The organism is Timonella senegalensis JC301 (assembly GCF_000312125.1).
In the GTDB taxonomy this organism is placed as follows: domain Bacteria; phylum Actinomycetota; class Actinomycetes; order Actinomycetales; family Cellulomonadaceae; genus Timonella; species Timonella senegalensis.
The window spans coordinates 18,304-33,831 of sequence record NZ_HE978645.1; the positions used below are offsets into that span (position 1 = coordinate 18,304).

Genomic DNA, 15,528 nt, shown 5'->3' on the forward strand with positions numbered 1-15,528 from the left:
GTAGATGGCACCATGGAGACATGACTTTCAGCGCGTCCACCGACTCATCCAGCGAAACTGAGACCGACCCGGTACTCGAGGTTCCACCTGCCAGCAAAGAAGGCCTCGCGGCCCACATTGCCGAGCACATTGCGGACATCGAAGACCTCAAGGAGAGTGGCGATCTTGAGCCACTCCCGGACGATCGATTCGCGGACCGTGAGCTCTCGTGGTTGTCGTTCAACGAGCGTGTTCTAGAGCTCGCCGAGGACAAGACGCTGCCGCTGCTTGAGCGAGTGCGCTTTGCTGCGATCTTTGCGTCGAACCTGGACGAATACTTCATGGTGCGTGTTGCCGGCCTTAAGCGCCGTATCGCTACGGGGCTGGCCGTGACCTCGGCGTCAGGAATGAGTCCACGCCAGACGCTGGAGGCGATTTCGGAGCGCGCACAGGCGCTCATGTCACGCCACGCCAAACTGTTCGAGCAGACTCTGACACCGTCCCTAGCAGACGAGGGCGTCACGATTGTGCGCTGGGACGACCTCTCCGAGCAGGAGCGCGATCGCCTGCACAAGTTCTTCCGCAAGCAGATCTTCCCTGTGCTGACGCCGCTCGCGGTGGACCCTGCGCACCCGTTCCCATACATTTCCGGGCTTTCCCTTAACCTCGCGATCATGCTCTCCAACCCGGCCACCGGCAAGGAGCACTTTGCGCGAGTGAAGGTCCCACCGCTGCTGCCACGCTTCATTGCCGTGGACGCCAAGGGCCGCCCGAGCGCACCCGACACACAGACCCTGGAAAAGGGCGCGACCTCGTTTGTCCCACTCGAGGACATCATCGCGCACCACCTCGACTATTTGTTCCCGGGTATGGACGTGTTGGAGTATCACACGTTCCGTGTGACCCGAAATGAGGACGTGGAGGTCGAGGAGGACGACGCCGAGAACCTGCTCCAAGCCATGGAGAAGGAGTTGCTGCGCCGCAAGTTCGGCCCGCCCGTCCGCCTCGAGCTGGCCAAGGGCGTGTCCAACCGCATCCGTCGCCTGCTCATGCGTGAGTTGGGCATCACGGAGGAAGAGGTCTACACACTTCCAGCGCCTATCGACCTGACGGGTCTGCACCTGATCGCGGACCTCGACCGCCCTGACCTGCACTTCCCTGCCTTCGTGCCTACCACGAACAAGCTTCTAGCAGCCGTGGAATCCGCGACCCCCACGGACATCTTTGAGGAGATCCGCCGCAACGACATCCTCTTGCACCACCCGTATGACTCGTTCTCCACATCCGTGCAGACCTTCCTGGAGCAGGCAGCCGCTGACCCGAACGTGCTGGCCATCAAGCAAACGCTGTACCGCACGTCCGGAAACTCCCCGATCGTGGACGCTCTGATCGACGCGGCAGAGGCCGGCAAGCAAGTCCTGGCGCTCGTGGAGATCAAGGCACGCTTTGACGAGCAGAACAACATCTCGTGGGCCCGCAAGCTCGAGCAGGCCGGCGTTCACGTGGTGTACGGAATCGTGGGGCTCAAGACCCACTGCAAGCTTTCCCTGGTGGTCCGTCAGGAGGCCGATGGCCTGCGACGTTACTGCCACGTGGGCACCGGAAACTACAACCCCAAGACTGCGCGCCAGTACACGGACCTCGGCCTGCTCACGAGCGACCCGGACGTGGGACAGGACCTCACCCGACTGTTCAACCAGCTTTCGGGGTACGCGCCGCAGTCCCAGTTCCACCGTCTCTTGGTAGCACCACGCACTGTCCGCACCGGGCTCATCGCTCGCATTGACCGTGAGGCTGAGGCCGCACGTCGCGGACTTCCTGCGTGGATCAAGATCAAGGTCAACTCCATTGTGGATGAGCAGACCATCGACGCCCTGTACCGGGCGTCCCAGGCCGGCGTGACCGTGGAGCTCGTGGTGCGCGGAATCTGCGCGCTGCGTCCGGGAGTCCCAGGGCTGAGCGAGAACATCACGGTACGCTCGATTCTGGGCCGGTTCCTTGAGCACTCGCGCGTGTTCGCTTTCGCGAACTCGCTGGGCTCTACGGGAGACGAGGAGCACTACCTCCCCGGCTCGGTGAGCGTTCCGGGCCTGCCAGACGTGTTCATTGGGTCCGCAGACCTCATGCACCGCAACCTCATTCGTCGCGTGGAGGCACTCGTGTCCCTGGGGGACGAAACCCAGATCCAAGGACTTATCGCGCTCCTGGACCGCTCCATGTCGGACGAGGTCGCCACGTGGCACCTCGGCCCAGACAACACGTGGTCTCGCCGAAACGTTGACGAGAATGGGGAGCAGCTCGCTGACCTTCAGGTCGAGCTGATCACCCGCCAGCGCAAGCGCCTGACTCTAGGAAGATAGTGAGTTCAGCTCCACTGAAGAAGGTTCAGGGCGGGCGCGCACGCGGTATCACCGGCGTGGGTAGCCCCGCTCTCGAAAGCACACCCGTCATCGAATGCGCGGGCGCGCTCGTGTGGCGCGTCCACGACGGGGCGCTGCAGGTCAAGCTCATCCACCGGCCCAAGTACAACGACTGGTCGTGGCCTAAGGGCAAGGTTGACCTCGGTGAGACTCTCGCCGCGGCCGCTGTCCGCGAGGTCAAGGAAGAGACCGGCAAGTACATCGTGCTGGGCATTGCGCTTCCTGGCCTGCAGTACATAACCCCCGAGGGCGAGCTCAAGCGCGTGCACTACTGGGCCGCGCGTCAGGTGTCCAAGACCGAGCCGTCCGTGGTAGCCCGGCCTCCCGTGGCGCCAGTGAACGCCGCTGAGGTGGACCGGTCCGAGTGGTGCACCGTCAAGGAAGCTGCCAAGCGCCTGAGCCGGGCCGCTGACAAGATTCCGTTGACCGCGCTGGTGGACGCCTACGACAAGGGCGAACTGGATACGCACGTGGTTGCGATCGCCCGCCACGGCAAGGCGCTCGCCCGCGCTCAGTGGAACGGTCCTGAGGCCACTCGGCCGCTAACCCCACTGGGTGTCGCCCAGTCTGAGGCGCTTGTGCCCGTCTTTGCGGCGTTTGGTATCTCTGACGTGGTGTCCAGCGTGTGGGCCCGCTGCGCGGCCACCACAGCGCCGTATGTGCGTGCTGCTGGCGTGCATGGCGGCTTGTCTGAACTGTTTACCGAGGCGAGCCACGAGCGCAATCCTAAGGCCGTGATTGCCGCCGTGAACCAGTTGGTGGCGAGTTCCAAAACTTCCCTGCTGTGCACACACCGGCCCGTCCTGCCCACCCTGTTCAAGGCGATGGCGGCGCTGACACCCAACAAGTCCGTCCGCGCGGCCTACCCCAAGGATGACCCGTACCTGTCCCCCGGCCAGGTGGTCATTGCGCACGTCATCCCAGCACGCGCTGAGGGCGAGGCCCCTAAGATCGTGGGCGTTGAGACGATCAGACCTGCTCTGCACTGACGGATTCGGTGTGGCCCGAGAGCCATCGTGGTCCTATCGGACCACCTGATTTTCGACGATCGTGGTTGCCTCCCCTGCCCATCTCGCGTGGGCGCGTTCCATCGCGGTTCACCACAAACAACGGCTCGGGCCGGCAGAAGCGTAACTTCTGCCGGCCCGAGCCGTTGTACTTATGTTTTAGAGCGCCGCTACGCAAGTAGAGGTCGGAGCACCAAGAAGAACAGTCCCGCCACGGTTGCGGCCGCGGGGAGAGTCAGTACCCACGCGAGGAGGATGGTCTTGGCCATTCCCCAACGCACTGCGGAGAGGCGTTTGGTCGCGCCAACACCCATGATTGCGGTGGTGACAGTGTGGGTCGTGGACACTGGAGCGTGCATGCCCATTGCCATGACGTAGAGGACCAGTGCGGAGACCGATTCTGCCACGAAGCCGCGAGCAGGGTCGACCTGGATGATCTTGCGGCCGAGCGTACGCATGATGCGTCCACCACCGGCTGCGGTACCCAGTGAGATTGCGGCTGCTGCTGCTACCTTGATCCACAGTGGGATGCCGTGGTTCGGGTCCGACCAGCCAACCGTGTAGGCGGCCATGAACATGACACCCATGGTCTTCTGTGCGTCCTGCAGACCGTGACCGAGAGCAAGTGCTGCTGCGGATGCGGTCTGGGCGATGCGGAAGCGGCGGTTCACCTTGTTGGGTGAGGCCTTTCGCAGGAGCCACAGGACACCAACCATGACGATGTATGCGCCGAAGAAACCGATGAGTGGGGACACGATCATCGGGACGACGACCTTGGCTACAACGTGGTCCCAGAACACGCCGATGTTAGCCACGAGACCCGCACCAACCAGACCACCAATGAGCGCGTGGGTCGAGGACGAGGGCAGGCCGAACCACCAGGTGATGAGGTTCCATACGATCGCGCCGATGAGCGCGGCCACGATGATGACCAGCGCTAGGTGCCCTGATCCCGTGGTTTGGGTGGCCTCGTCGAGATGGACGATGTCGTGGGCGATCGTGTTTGCCACGGTCGTTCCAAGCATCGCACCTACGAAGTTCAGAACTGCGGCGAGTATGAGTGCCGCACGCGGCGTGAGCGCCCTGGTCGACACTGATGTCGCAATGGCGTTGGCCGCGTCATGGAAGCCGTTCGTGAAGTCGAAGCTCAGTGCGAGCACGACGACGATAACGGCGAGCGCGATTTCCACGTGGTTCAGGACTCCTTGAGAGCGATGGTCTCAACCATGTTGGCGACAGTCTCGAACGCGTCGGCTGCGTCTTCCAGGGTTTCGACTACCTCCTTCAGCTTCATGAGCTGAATCGGGTCCTTCACGTCATCGAACATCTGCGCAAGGAGCTTGCGGTGTGCCTTGTCGGCCTGGTTCTCGAGGCGGTTGATCTCAACCCAGTACTCTTCGAGGTCACCCATGGCGCGGAGTTTTGGCATCGCGTCAACGGTCAGCTCGGCGCAGCGCTGCAGGACAGCGATCTGGTCGGAGACTTTGTTTGGGATTTCGTCGAGCTTGTACAGGACGATGAGGTCTGCGGCCTCTTCCATGTAGTCCATGCAGTCGTCGAGCGCTGACGACAGTCCTGCAATGTCGTCGCGGTCGAGCGGCGTGACAAAGGTCGAGTTGAGTCGGCGCATGATGGCGTGGGTCGCGTCGTCGGCGTCGTGCTCGGCTTCACTGATTCGCTTGCCGATCGCCTTGCGTTCGGACTTGGTTGCTCCAAGCAGTTCACCGAGAAGATTGGCGCCAGTTACAAGGTGACTGGCCTGTTCCGCGAGGAGGTCGTAGAAAGACGTATCGCGCGGGGTCAAGCTAAAGCGCACAGCATGCTCCGTATGGGTTAACTAAGGGTTGCGGGAAACGCAACTTAGGATCGTTGATCATTACCAGACTAGGGCAGGTTCAGTGAAACCACTCAACCCTTGGGGGAATGAAACTTGCAATTTGCTGAACGCAACACAGCCTCCACCGGCGGAAACGGGCCGCAGTTAGGCCCTGTGTCCCAAGCTGGGAGTCTGCAATTTCACAATGGGGCAGAAAAACGAACGCCAGACCGGGAGCGCCTCTCGGCGCGGGGCCGCTCGTAGCGGCTGAAGTTGGAGCCCGGGGCTACCGCAGTCTGACGTTCGCTCGTTTATTCTACCGGTTTCGTGCATCCTGGTGCAGTCGAAGCACCTAGTCCAGCCGTCTTGTTCGCCACAGTGCAGCGGCCTCTTGGAGGTCCTCCGCGGTCCGCGCGAGCGTGCGGGCACTTGAGACTATACGGCGAACCGCCTGGGCAGGATTGCCCAGTCCGGTCCCGCGACGTTCATGGGAATCCGGAGCGGAGCCGCTCGCGTCCAGTGAGTCGGCGTCGTGCGTTGCGCCCGTGGCCACGACCCGGCAGAACGCCGCCGCGCGATCTAGGGCAACGTCCAGTTCGCCAGCAAACACCCCGGCGAGCACCTGGTCCGCGAGCGCCACCACGTCGTCCGGCGCCGGAGGTTCACTGGCTCCTGCTACCGCGTGCTCGACGGGCGCCGTGTCCATGCCCATTCGGTAGTGCAAGGCAAAGGTGCGCGGCGAACTGCGCACCCAGTCCCGCAGCTGGTACATCCGCCACAGTGCTCCGGGCAGCGTGTTGGAGGGCGAGTCGGCCCACAGGCCCGCAACCGCGTCGATTCCCTCGCGGTCCACGAGCGTGATGAGGCGTTCGAGCACGTCCGGGTCCGCCGAAGCCCGTCCTCGCCGCACCACCACGTCCGCGGTCATGTGCGCGATGGCGCCAAGAGTCTGCGGGTCGATGCCGCCGCCGATTTCCTCGGCGGTGGCGCGATCAAGTTGGGCGGGTCGCCTCGGGCGACCAGCCCTGGGGAGCCACCGTTGGGAGGCCCCAGGCGTTGAGGTCACTTGGCCTCTTCGAACGTGAGGGACACCGAGTTCATGCAGTACCTGTTGCCCGTGGGGGTTTGCGGTGCATCATCGAAGACGTGCCCCAGGTGCGAACCGCACGTTGCGCACAGCACCTCGGTGCGGACCATCCCAAAGGTGGTGTCGGTGTGGTGTTCCACCGCGTCTGTGGCGCCCGGTTCAAAGAACGAGGGCCAGCCACAGTGCGCGTCAAACTTGGTTTCAGAGCGGAACAGCTCCGCGCCACAAGCGCGGCATGAGTACACACCCGTGCGCTCCTCATGCAGCAACTCGCCCGAGCCCGGCCGCTCGGTTCCTGCCTGCCGCAGAACCGAATACTCCTGCGGGCTCAGCTCCTTACGCCACTCTTCATCAGTTTTGGTGACCTTGTACGACATGACCAGCCCTCTCGTCGAAAATCAATTGGTCCTTGGGTAAAACGTGCCCGCGACCCACCCTATTCCAGCGCTTCGCGCTGGGTGTAACTGCTTCACGACGATCGTGGTCCCGACCCGGCCCCACCCCAGCAGCGCTGGGGGGGGGGCGGGAGGGACTTCTTCCCGTGCCGGCGCCGGGGCTGGTTGCAGGGCGCTCCCAAGAAGTTGTGATGGAATCGGGGCGTGAACGAACAACTCTCTGTCCTTGGCGACCTGTGGAACCAGATGTCGACACCCACCGAACCGCTGGGCCAACTGCAGCTCGCAGTGCTGGCGGGCGTGGTTGTGGCGCTGATCGTTTTCCAGCCCACCTGGGTGCTGCTGCGCGGCGTCATCACGATCGTGCACGAGGGCGCGCACGCTTTTGCTGCGCTGATCTCGGGGCGCAAACTGAACTCGATCACGCTGCATTCGGACACGTCTGGGCTGACGGTGTCGAGGGGCAAACCGCGCGGGTTTGGGATGATCCTGACCGCGTTCGCGGGCTATGTGGGGCCAACCGTGCTGGGGCTTGCGGCCGCGTGGGTCGTGTCCAAGGGGTACACGCTCGCGTGGGTGTGGGCTTTTGTGGTGATTCTGGTCCTCATGCTGTTCAAGATTCGCAACCTGTTTGGTGCGTGGTCGCTTGTGGCTACGGGAGTGCTCGTGGGGGCGGTTGCGTGGTTCGCCCCGGACCCGTTCCGCGTGTACCTGGCGTACTCACTGGTGGCGCTTTTCTTGTTGGGGGCGCCGCGTCCGGTGTTCGAGTTGATTCGTCAGCGCAGGTCTGGGCGTGCGCGCACGAGCGATGCCGACGCCCTCGCTAGGATCACGTGGCTGCCCGCTGGCGTGTGGCTGTTCCTGTTCCTCGTGGTGACGCTCGGCGGAATCGGACTGGGATACCTGATCCTGCGGTGAGGCGGGGCTGTGAGGCGGGGCGGCGGGCCGGGCTGAGTGCCAGGGCCGCTGGCCACGCGGTGAAGCGGGGCCGCTGGCCACTCGGTGAACCCGCGATGACCCGATTAACTTTTGGTTCCGGTAAAAAGCAGGCCCGGGTAACACTGCGCGAACAGTAGATTAAAGTCCACCCGAACGGCCAAAAGACCGGTTTTTGACGCCTACGTTTGCTTCAGAAGCACCTACATCTGGAGCACAACATGACGGCCCCGACCACAACGGAACCGATAACTTCATACACTTCAGCGCCACAGCCAGAAACGGCTGGGACGGCTGGATCCGCTGGTATCGCCGGCGCATCCGGCCTCTCGCAGGGCGGGACTCCTGGCCGTCCCACGGGCGACCAGCCGCGCACCGCAACCCGCAAGGCCCAGCAGTTCGATGTAAGGAAATGGAAGCAGTACCTGACGTTCCTGGCCCTTGCCGGACCAAACCTGGCGTTGCTCCTCGTGTTCACCTACAAGCCGCTGCTGGAGTCGTTCAAGTTCTCCACGCTGCAGTGGAACATCGGCTCACCAAGCGCCCGGTTCGTGGGCCTGCAGAACTACGTGGAGTTCTTCACTAGCCCTAAGACCGCCACGGTCATGCTCAACACCGCGGTGTTCACTATCGCCACCGTGGGTGGAGCGCTCGTCCTCGGACTCGCCCTCGCTCTGCTGCTGAACCGCAAGCTCAAGGGCCGAGGGATCGCCCGCACCGTTGCGTTCGCACCCTACGTGCTCTCTGGAATCGCGGTCGGAATTCTGTGGCTCTACATCTTTGACCCTCGCTACGGCCTGCTCGGGACTGCGCTCGGCTGGTTCGGTATCACTTCCCCGGACTGGTACAACTCCTCGCCGTGGGCGCTGATCATGGTCATCATCGTCTACCTGTGGAAGAACCTCGGGTATGTCGCCCTCATCTACCTGGCCGGCCTGCAGGCAGTGCCCCAGGACATCTACGATGCGGCTTCTCTCGACGGTGCCTCCAAGTCCCGAGTGCTGCGCTCCATCACGCTCCCACTGCTCGGCCCCACCACCTTCTTCCTCACCATCACCACGCTGCTGTCTTCCCTGCAGTCATTCGACCTCATCCACGCGATGACTCAAGGTGGGCCGCTCGGTTCCACCACAACGCTGATGTACCAGATCTACCAGGAGAGCTTCGTGAACGGCCGTGCAGGATACGCCTCCGCGGCGGCCACCGTGCTGTTCCTCATCCTGCTCGTCGTGACCGTGGTCCAACTCAAGTACGTTGAAAAGAAGGTGCACTACTGATGGTCGCGCTCACCGTAAACCCGCCACGCACCCGCCGCCCATCCGCTCGCAATGATGGCAACTTTGGGCTGGGAAAACGCTCCCACCTACTCGATGCGGGCGGCTACGTCACCCTCATCTTCGCGGTTCTGGTCATGTCCGTTCCGCTGATCTGGATGGTGTTTGCCAGCTTCAAGCAGCCAAACGAGCTCTACTCGATGCCGCTGCAGTGGCTGCCAGAGAGCTTTGACGGCGCAAACTACGCGCACGTTGCCCAGACTCTCCCCATTGGCAGGCTGTTCCTGAACTCGGTGATGCTGACTGTTGTGGGCGCGGGGCTAAAGGTAATCCTCGGCTTGACCTGTGCGTACGCGCTTGTGTTCATCGAGTTCCCGTACAAGAAGATCATGTTCACGATCGTGCTGTTTACGCTGCTCGTGCCACAGCAGATCACGATCATTCCGAACTACACGCTGGTCTCCCAACTCGGCTGGCTCAACACCTACCAGGGAATTCTGGTCCCCGGGCTCGCCTCCGCGTTTGGCACCTTCTTGTTCCGCCAGCACTTCCTCTCGCTGCCCGGCTCGGTCCTTGAAGCCGCGTCACTCGACGGGGCCGGACACTGGCGCAGGCTGTGGGCGTTTGTTGTGCCTATGTCCTACCCAACAATCTCGGCCGTTCTACTCGTGTCCCTCGTGGCCGAGTGGAACGACTACCTGTGGCCGTTCCTCGTCATCGACAACGCAGAGATGATGACCCTCCCGCTAGGGCTCACCCTCCTGCAGAACGTTGACGGTATGAACAACTGGGGCGTCCTGATGGCCGCCACCGTTCTGGTCACGCTCCCCATGCTCGTGGTCTTCCTCGTCCTGCAGCGCCGGCTGGTGGCCGGACTCACTGCAGGTGCGGTGACCGGCTGACCGCCAGCTTCCTGCACTACCCGTTCCACCACTTGCACCACCGAACGTTTCATCGCACGTTTCATCCCGCACCACCGCCTCATTACGACACCACATTCATTTTGGAGAATGTCTTGCCTACCTCAGCTTTTGGAAAGATCGTAGACGCCCAAGTTTCGCGCCGTTCGGTGCTCGCTGCTATGGGCGTCGGCAGCCTCGCCGCCGCGCTGGCAGCCTGCTCGGGCCCAGCCACCGGTGACAACCTCAAGAACAACCAGAAGACCGACGTCGACTGGGCCAATGTAGTTCCCGCCAAGGAAATCACCTGGTGGTCCAACCACCCTGGGAGCTCCAAGGAGATCGAGGAAGGCCTCATCGCTAAGTTCACCGCGGAGACAGGAATCGCTGTCAAACTCGTGACTGCGGGCGCCAACTATGACGAGGTTGCCCAGCGCTTTCAAGCCGCCTCCGGCACCGACTCGCTCCCGGACCTAGTCATCGCGTCCGACGTGTGGTGGTTCCGTTACTTCCTCAACGGCCAGATCATGCCTCTGGACTCGGTGTTTGACTACCTCAAGGCGGACACCGCGGACTTCAACACCACCCTATTCAACGACTACGAGTTCGAGGGCTCCCACTATGCGGCGCCGTACGCTCGTTCCACGCCGCTGTTCTACTACAACAAGGATGTGTTCAAGAAGGCCGGACTCCCAGACCGTGGCCCTGCTATGTGGGCTGAGTTCGAGGAGTGGGCACCAAAGCTCGCCGCAGTTCTGCCATCCGATGGAGCACCACTCGGCATGGGCGTCGGCACCTCGTGGTCAGCGTGGTGGATGTCCAACATCATGTGGGGCCGCGGCGCTTCGTGGTCGAAGGACTGGACCGTCACACTGGATACCCCGGAGGCCATCGAGGCCGGTGAATGGGTCCGCGCGCTGTACAACGACAACAAGTTTGCATCCATCGGCAACGACACTCAGGCTGACTTTGCCGCAGGGTTCTTCGGCTGCTTCCTCGGCTCAACCGGCTCGCTCAAGGGCATCCTTGACGCCGCAAACTTCGAGGTCGGAGCAGCCTTCCTTCCAGACGGCCCTGTCGGCCCCGGCGTTCCAACCGGAGGTACTGGACTCGCGATCCCATCGTCTCGCTCCCCTGAGCAGCAGCTCGCTGCAGCTCAGTTCCTCGCGTTCCTGACCAACGCGGAGAACACCGCCGAGTTCTCGAAGGGCACCGGTTACATGCCGGTGCGCTCGTCTGCCATGACCGGCGAGACTATGACAAAGTTGTACCAAGAGATCCCGCTGTACAAGACGGCCGTGGAGCAGTTGGAGACCAAGACCCGCACCCAGGACTGGGTCCGCGTGTTTGTACCTTCCGGTGACCAGATCCTGACCGAGGGCATAGAGCAGATCATCCTCAAGAACACCCCTGCCAAGGACGCTTTCGCGGCTATCACGCCTCGTCTTGAGCAGGCCTACAAAGAGAACGTGGAACCATACCTGTGAGCCTTCCCCAGATCATCGCGCACCGCGGCAACAAGTCCGTAGCGCCTGAGAACACCCTGCCCGCATTTGCGTCCGCCGTAAAGGCGGGGGCTGGCAGCATCGAAATGGACGTAGTCCTCTCCAGTGACGGCGTGGCCATGGTGATTCACGACGATACCCTCGACGCCACCACATCTGGCGCTGGCCACGTGGCTGGCTTTACTGCGGCTGAGATCCAGCAGCTCGATGCAGGATCGTGGTTCCACCCGGCATTCGCTGGGGTCAAGGTGCCCACGTTCGAGCAGTTCGCGGACCTTATCGCCCTAGATGACTCGATCGAGATCCTCCTCGAGTTCAAGGGCACGTGGACGGTAGACCAGGTCCGCCCAGTTGTGGAGGCAGTTACTTCGCGCGGACTGTTGGACCGTACCATTCTGCAGAGTTTCATGCGGGAAACCGTGGAATCGCTGCTGGCTGTTTGCCCCGAGACTCGCCGTGGGGTTCTCATCGAGTCGGGCTTCGACGGACTGATCGAGTTGGCCAGCCAAGCCGGCATCTACACGATCAACCCGGACGTGGACTGGCTGCTTGCTAACCCCGAGTTCGTTTCGGAACTCCATGCTGCAGGCATCAAGACCCAGGTGTGGACCGCGAATGATCCAGCCCAATGGGAGCGCCTGGTTGAGCTCGGCGTGGACGGCATCATCACCGACCGTCCCGACGCCCTCGCGGGCTGGTTCGCCGCTCGCGCGTAGCCTCGCGCATGGTCTAGCACCGTGTCGGCCCCACCTCGTCGGGCGAATCTCGCCCGACGCTCGGCCGCTGCCGATCCGGCGTTGCTGCGCCGGATCGGCAACCTGCGCTACTTTGATTGCCGGCCGGTTATCTGCCTACCGCGATTGCCGGCCGCATCACAGCTCAAGCGTAACTTCGCACCAGTCCGGCGTTACTGCGCCGGATCGGTACCTTCCGAGGACGGACCCTTCGAACAACCTCACAGGTTCCGGTTTTCAGTTTCAGGGTGGGATTGCGTATCCTTGATTCTTGGTGGTTGATCATCAACCCCAGTGGGCCTTTAGCTCAGTTGGTAGAGCATCGGACTTTTAATCCGCGGGTCGCGGGTTCGAGCCCCGCAGGGCCCACAACCGGAAAGCCCGGTCTGACGTGAACAAACGTCGGACCGGGCTTTCTCAGTTTGCGGGTCACCACAGGGAAGTTGGGGCAAAATTGGGGCAAGGTTTCTGACGCTCGCCCGTTCGCAGGCCCCTAAGCGCGGTCTAACTCTGCAGGCTTACCGCACCAATTATCACTCCCAGCCGCCGGCCTCATACCCCCACCATGCCAGCGGCTCTCCTTTAACCCCCGCCATACCGTCCGACTCCGCATCTCTCACCGCTCTGCCAGCGCCTCCCTTCAACCTCACCCGCCCCTTCCCCACGTGACTGCCGCTCATATGGGTTGAGTGCCGCCCCGCGGCGACGGCACTCACTGCAGGTGAGCGGCACTCGCGAGACTTGGGGGTTGCACGTAGACGAGCGGAAGCCAAAAGTTGAGCGCGCGGTCGACAAGGGTCGACTCGCGGTGCTTGAACGGGTTGAGTTCCGGGTTTTGGGGTCGAGTGCCGGAACGCGGGGCCGGCACTCGACCACAAAACCCGGCACTCGCGGAGGGAGAGGGGCAAAAGTGCCGCGGGCGGGGTGCGAGAAGCCGCCGATCCGCGAGGATGGGAGCATGAAGCTCTTGATTCTTGGCGGGACGGGGTGGCTCGGCGGGCACATCGCGCGGCAAGCGCTCGAGCGTGGGCACGAGGTCACGTGCGTGGCCCGGGGCACGGATGTTCCCAAGGGCGTGACCTTGGTCCACGCGGACCGAGACGTGGACGATGCATTAGCTCCTGTCGCGGCGGACTCGTGGGACGGGGTCATCGACGTTGCGATGCAGCCCGGCCACGTGCGGCGCGCAGTCCGTGACCTCGCACAAGCAACCCAGCGCTACATCTTCGTCTCGAGTGTCAGCGCCTACCCCGACAATTCCGGAGCCAACCCGACCGAAAGTGCGCCCGTATTTGAGCCGCTCGAGTCCGATACCTTCACCGACATGGCAGAGTACGGCGCAGCAAAGGTAGCCTGCGAGAACGCAGCCCGGGAACGCCTCGGAAGCCGCGCCACGATCGTGAGGCCGAGCCTAATCGGCGGCCCCGGCGACCCAAGCGCCCGCTCAACCTACTGGCCGCTGCGTTTTGCCTCCCCATCCAACCCGGAGGGAGCGGTCCTCGTGCCCGATCACCCCGACTTCCCCACCTCGGTCATCGACGTCCGAGACCTCGCAGAGTGGCTAGTCAATCTGGCCGAACTGGGCTCCGAAGCACCAACGGGTCCGTTCAATGCTGTGGGCATGAGTACGCCGCTGGCCCAACACCTGACCATCGCACGTGAGGTGGCGGGATTTGCCGGCTCGATCGTCGTGAAGAAGAACGAATGGTTGCGCGAACGCGGCGTCAGCCAATGGGCAGGGACGAAGTCGCTGCCGCTGTGGATTGCGGACGATTCTATGCGCGGATTTGGGGCGTGGTCGAATGCGCGCGCTCTTGAGGCAGGACTGGCCCTGCGGCCGCTGCAAGACACCCTGCGGGACGGACTGGAGTGGGCGCTAGCCCACTCCAGCGAGCACGGAGTCCCATCGGGACTCACGCAGGAACAGGAAGCCGAACTGCTCGCGGAGGCCCGACTTTAAGCTTGGCCCTGCGCCGGAACCTCGAAGCACCCACGAGGGCACTTGTAGACCATGTGGGATTGCGGCGAGAAGTCGGTATCTGGATCTGACTTCTGTGTCAGCCGGATTGTTCCGCCGCACTTGGGGCACTTTTCCGGGATTGACTGGGACATGGTGGACTCCCTACCTTCCGAGTTCTCGGTGGAGCTTGCAAAACAACTAAACCCACCCGTAGTGGTCACTCGACCCTAGTCCCGGACGCCCAGTGCCGCAATGGCACGCTTGCCTTACCTGTCCCACCAGTTCAAGACCCGCATGGCCTGCAGGGTCAGCCACTTGGACTGCTCCCCCTGCGGCACATCGACTTCGAACCACACGCGGCCCTTCAACGGCGGGCCTTGCACCCAACGCCCGAACTCGTCTTGCGCATCGCGCACGATGTTAATGGCATCGAGCATGCGGGGGTCCGGCCGCTGATTGTCGTGGCGGTACGCTCGCACGAAGTAGTCCATGACTCGAAGTGACGAGTACATCCACCGGTTCGGGTAGGTGAGACGTTCAACCCACGGCCCAATCCGCTCCCCCGTGGTCATGCGGTTGATGAGGCGCCGCTCGAGCAGGTACTCCTCGGCTTTCTTCCGGGCCTCGTGGGCCCTGGTGTCCCCGGTCGCGATCTCGTAATCCAACAGTCCGTTGAGTGAGTTGAGGGTGGAGTGGAAGGATGACCGCGTGGACCCTTCGACCCATTCGCAGTTCCAGCCGCCCTCTTCCATTTGATGATCAACGAACCACTGCGCCAGCGCTGACATGTCACGTCCCAGCCACACACCGTTGGACACCGTATAGGCGTTGATGCACGCGTCCACTTCGCCGTCCCAGAACGGCAGATTGTCGTACTCCCAGCGGCAGTTGCGTTCCAGCCGAGCTGCGGTGTCACCTAATGCGGACGCGGGTACGCCCCATTCGCGCAGGGAGTTCAGAGACCACGACGTGGAGGTATAGGGCTGCCCTTGCCCTGGCTGCGCCTCGGGGCCTTCGAAGTCAAAGTCCCCGGGGAAGTGCGCACCGCCCGCCCACTGGCCGTCCGGGTCCTGCTTGTCCAAGAGGGCTCGCCCGAACCCCTCGGTCGCAGTCAGCGCGCGCGTGGCCTGCCACTGTTCCTCAGGCAGTACGAGGAGATCGCGTTCCACCTGCCATCGCAGCGCAGGGTCGGAATCGAGCAGCCACGAGATTATAGGAGCGCTTTGGGCCATGCTTACAAGGGTACTGCCTAGAAGTGGCGCAGCCCTTGTTGCTGTTTGGGTTCCCTGAAGTGCTGTGGTGCATTCGGTATTAGAGTCTAAACATGGGTAACGACGAGCTCATCACAGCATTCATGCCGGACAAGGAACTCCTTGACGCGGAGAAGGCCGCGCCGCACACCTTCATCGAGCCGCTCAAGCGGTTCGAACTTCCGCCGGGCCTCGTCGCGCTCGCAGACGAGCCCGCCCTCAACCTTCAGGCCGGCTCCCAGCGTGAGCCGCGGCGCTAACGCGCC

At 62.9% G+C, this 15,528-nt stretch carries 14 protein-coding genes and 1 tRNA gene; 10 read left to right on the top strand and 5 right to left on the bottom strand.

Features of this window, described 5'->3' with window-relative positions; all coding sequences use genetic code 11:
• Positions 1-20 precede the first annotated feature (20 nt).
• Both HGSM_RS12890 and HGSM_RS12895 read left to right on the top strand, forming a co-directional pair.
• Positions 21-2,339, top strand: coding sequence for an RNA degradosome polyphosphate kinase (locus tag HGSM_RS12890; protein ID WP_019149182.1), 2,319 nt, complete (start codon positions 21-23; stop codon positions 2,337-2,339).
• Positions 2,339-3,388, top strand: a complete 1,050-nt coding sequence (locus HGSM_RS12895; RefSeq protein ID WP_019149183.1) for an NUDIX hydrolase — start codon at positions 2,339-2,341, stop codon at positions 3,386-3,388. Before HGSM_RS12890 ends, HGSM_RS12895 begins: the two co-directional genes overlap by 1 nt.
• Before the next feature lie 188 nt (positions 3,389-3,576).
• Here the strand turns inward: HGSM_RS12895 and HGSM_RS12900 are convergent, their stop codons facing one another.
• The 4 genes from HGSM_RS12900 to msrB form a co-directional block, all read right to left on the bottom strand.
• Positions 3,577-4,596: an inorganic phosphate transporter gene (locus tag HGSM_RS12900; RefSeq protein ID WP_019149184.1), complete on the bottom strand. Its 1,020-nt coding sequence runs from the start codon at positions 4,594-4,596 to the stop codon at positions 3,577-3,579.
• Between the two features lie 5 nt (positions 4,597-4,601).
• Positions 4,602-5,222, bottom strand: a complete 621-nt coding sequence (locus tag HGSM_RS12905) for a DUF47 domain-containing protein (RefSeq protein WP_019149185.1) — start codon at positions 5,220-5,222, stop codon at positions 4,602-4,604.
• 352 nt (positions 5,223-5,574) lie between these two features.
• Positions 5,575-6,288, bottom strand: a complete 714-nt coding sequence (locus HGSM_RS12910; RefSeq protein ID WP_019149186.1) for a hypothetical protein — start codon at positions 6,286-6,288, stop codon at positions 5,575-5,577.
• Positions 6,285-6,686, bottom strand: coding sequence for a peptide-methionine (R)-S-oxide reductase MsrB (msrB, locus tag HGSM_RS12915; protein WP_019149187.1), 402 nt, complete (start codon positions 6,684-6,686; stop codon positions 6,285-6,287). The genes HGSM_RS12910 and msrB overlap by 4 nt, the downstream gene beginning before the upstream one ends.
• Before the next feature lie 222 nt (positions 6,687-6,908).
• Here msrB and HGSM_RS12920 point away from each other — a divergent pair, with 222 nt between their 5' ends.
• From HGSM_RS12920 to HGSM_RS12950, 7 genes are all read left to right on the top strand, one after another.
• Entirely contained in the window at positions 6,909-7,622 is a 714-nt protein-coding gene (locus HGSM_RS12920; protein WP_019149188.1) for a M50 family metallopeptidase, read from the top strand.
• A 239-nt stretch (positions 7,623-7,861) separates the two neighbouring features.
• Positions 7,862-8,917, top strand: coding sequence for a carbohydrate ABC transporter permease (locus HGSM_RS12925; protein WP_019149189.1), 1,056 nt, complete (start codon positions 7,862-7,864; stop codon positions 8,915-8,917).
• Positions 8,917-9,816 (top strand): carbohydrate ABC transporter permease, encoded by a 900-nt coding sequence (locus HGSM_RS12930; RefSeq protein WP_019149190.1) that lies wholly within the window; start codon positions 8,917-8,919, stop codon positions 9,814-9,816. The genes HGSM_RS12925 and HGSM_RS12930 overlap by 1 nt, the downstream gene beginning before the upstream one ends.
• A 113-nt stretch (positions 9,817-9,929) precedes the next feature.
• Entirely contained in the window at positions 9,930-11,300 is a 1,371-nt protein-coding gene (locus HGSM_RS12935) for an ABC transporter substrate-binding protein (RefSeq protein ID WP_019149191.1), read from the top strand.
• Complete coding sequence (locus HGSM_RS12940) at positions 11,297-12,034, top strand: glycerophosphodiester phosphodiesterase (protein ID WP_019149192.1); 738 nt, start codon at positions 11,297-11,299, stop codon at positions 12,032-12,034. The genes HGSM_RS12935 and HGSM_RS12940 overlap by 4 nt, the downstream gene beginning before the upstream one ends.
• A 314-nt stretch (positions 12,035-12,348) precedes the next feature.
• A tRNA-Lys gene (locus HGSM_RS12945) sits at positions 12,349-12,421 on the top strand.
• A gap of 589 nt (positions 12,422-13,010) precedes the next feature.
• The gene (locus HGSM_RS12950; protein WP_019149195.1) at positions 13,011-14,012 is read left to right on the top strand and encodes an NAD-dependent epimerase/dehydratase family protein; all 1,002 of its coding nucleotides are present in this window, start codon (positions 13,011-13,013) and stop codon (positions 14,010-14,012) included.
• Between the two features lie 266 nt (positions 14,013-14,278).
• Here the strand turns inward: HGSM_RS12950 and HGSM_RS12955 are convergent, their stop codons facing one another.
• The gene (locus HGSM_RS12955) at positions 14,279-15,244 is read right to left on the bottom strand and encodes a prenyltransferase/squalene oxidase repeat-containing protein (protein WP_019149196.1); all 966 of its coding nucleotides are present in this window, start codon (positions 15,242-15,244) and stop codon (positions 14,279-14,281) included.
• Positions 15,245-15,336: 92 nt separating this feature from the next.
• On the opposite strand from HGSM_RS12955, the gene HGSM_RS12960 reads away from it, so the two are divergent.
• The gene (locus tag HGSM_RS12960; RefSeq protein ID WP_019149197.1) at positions 15,337-15,522 is read left to right on the top strand and encodes a hypothetical protein; all 186 of its coding nucleotides are present in this window, start codon (positions 15,337-15,339) and stop codon (positions 15,520-15,522) included.
• Positions 15,523-15,528: the final 6 nt, after the last annotated feature.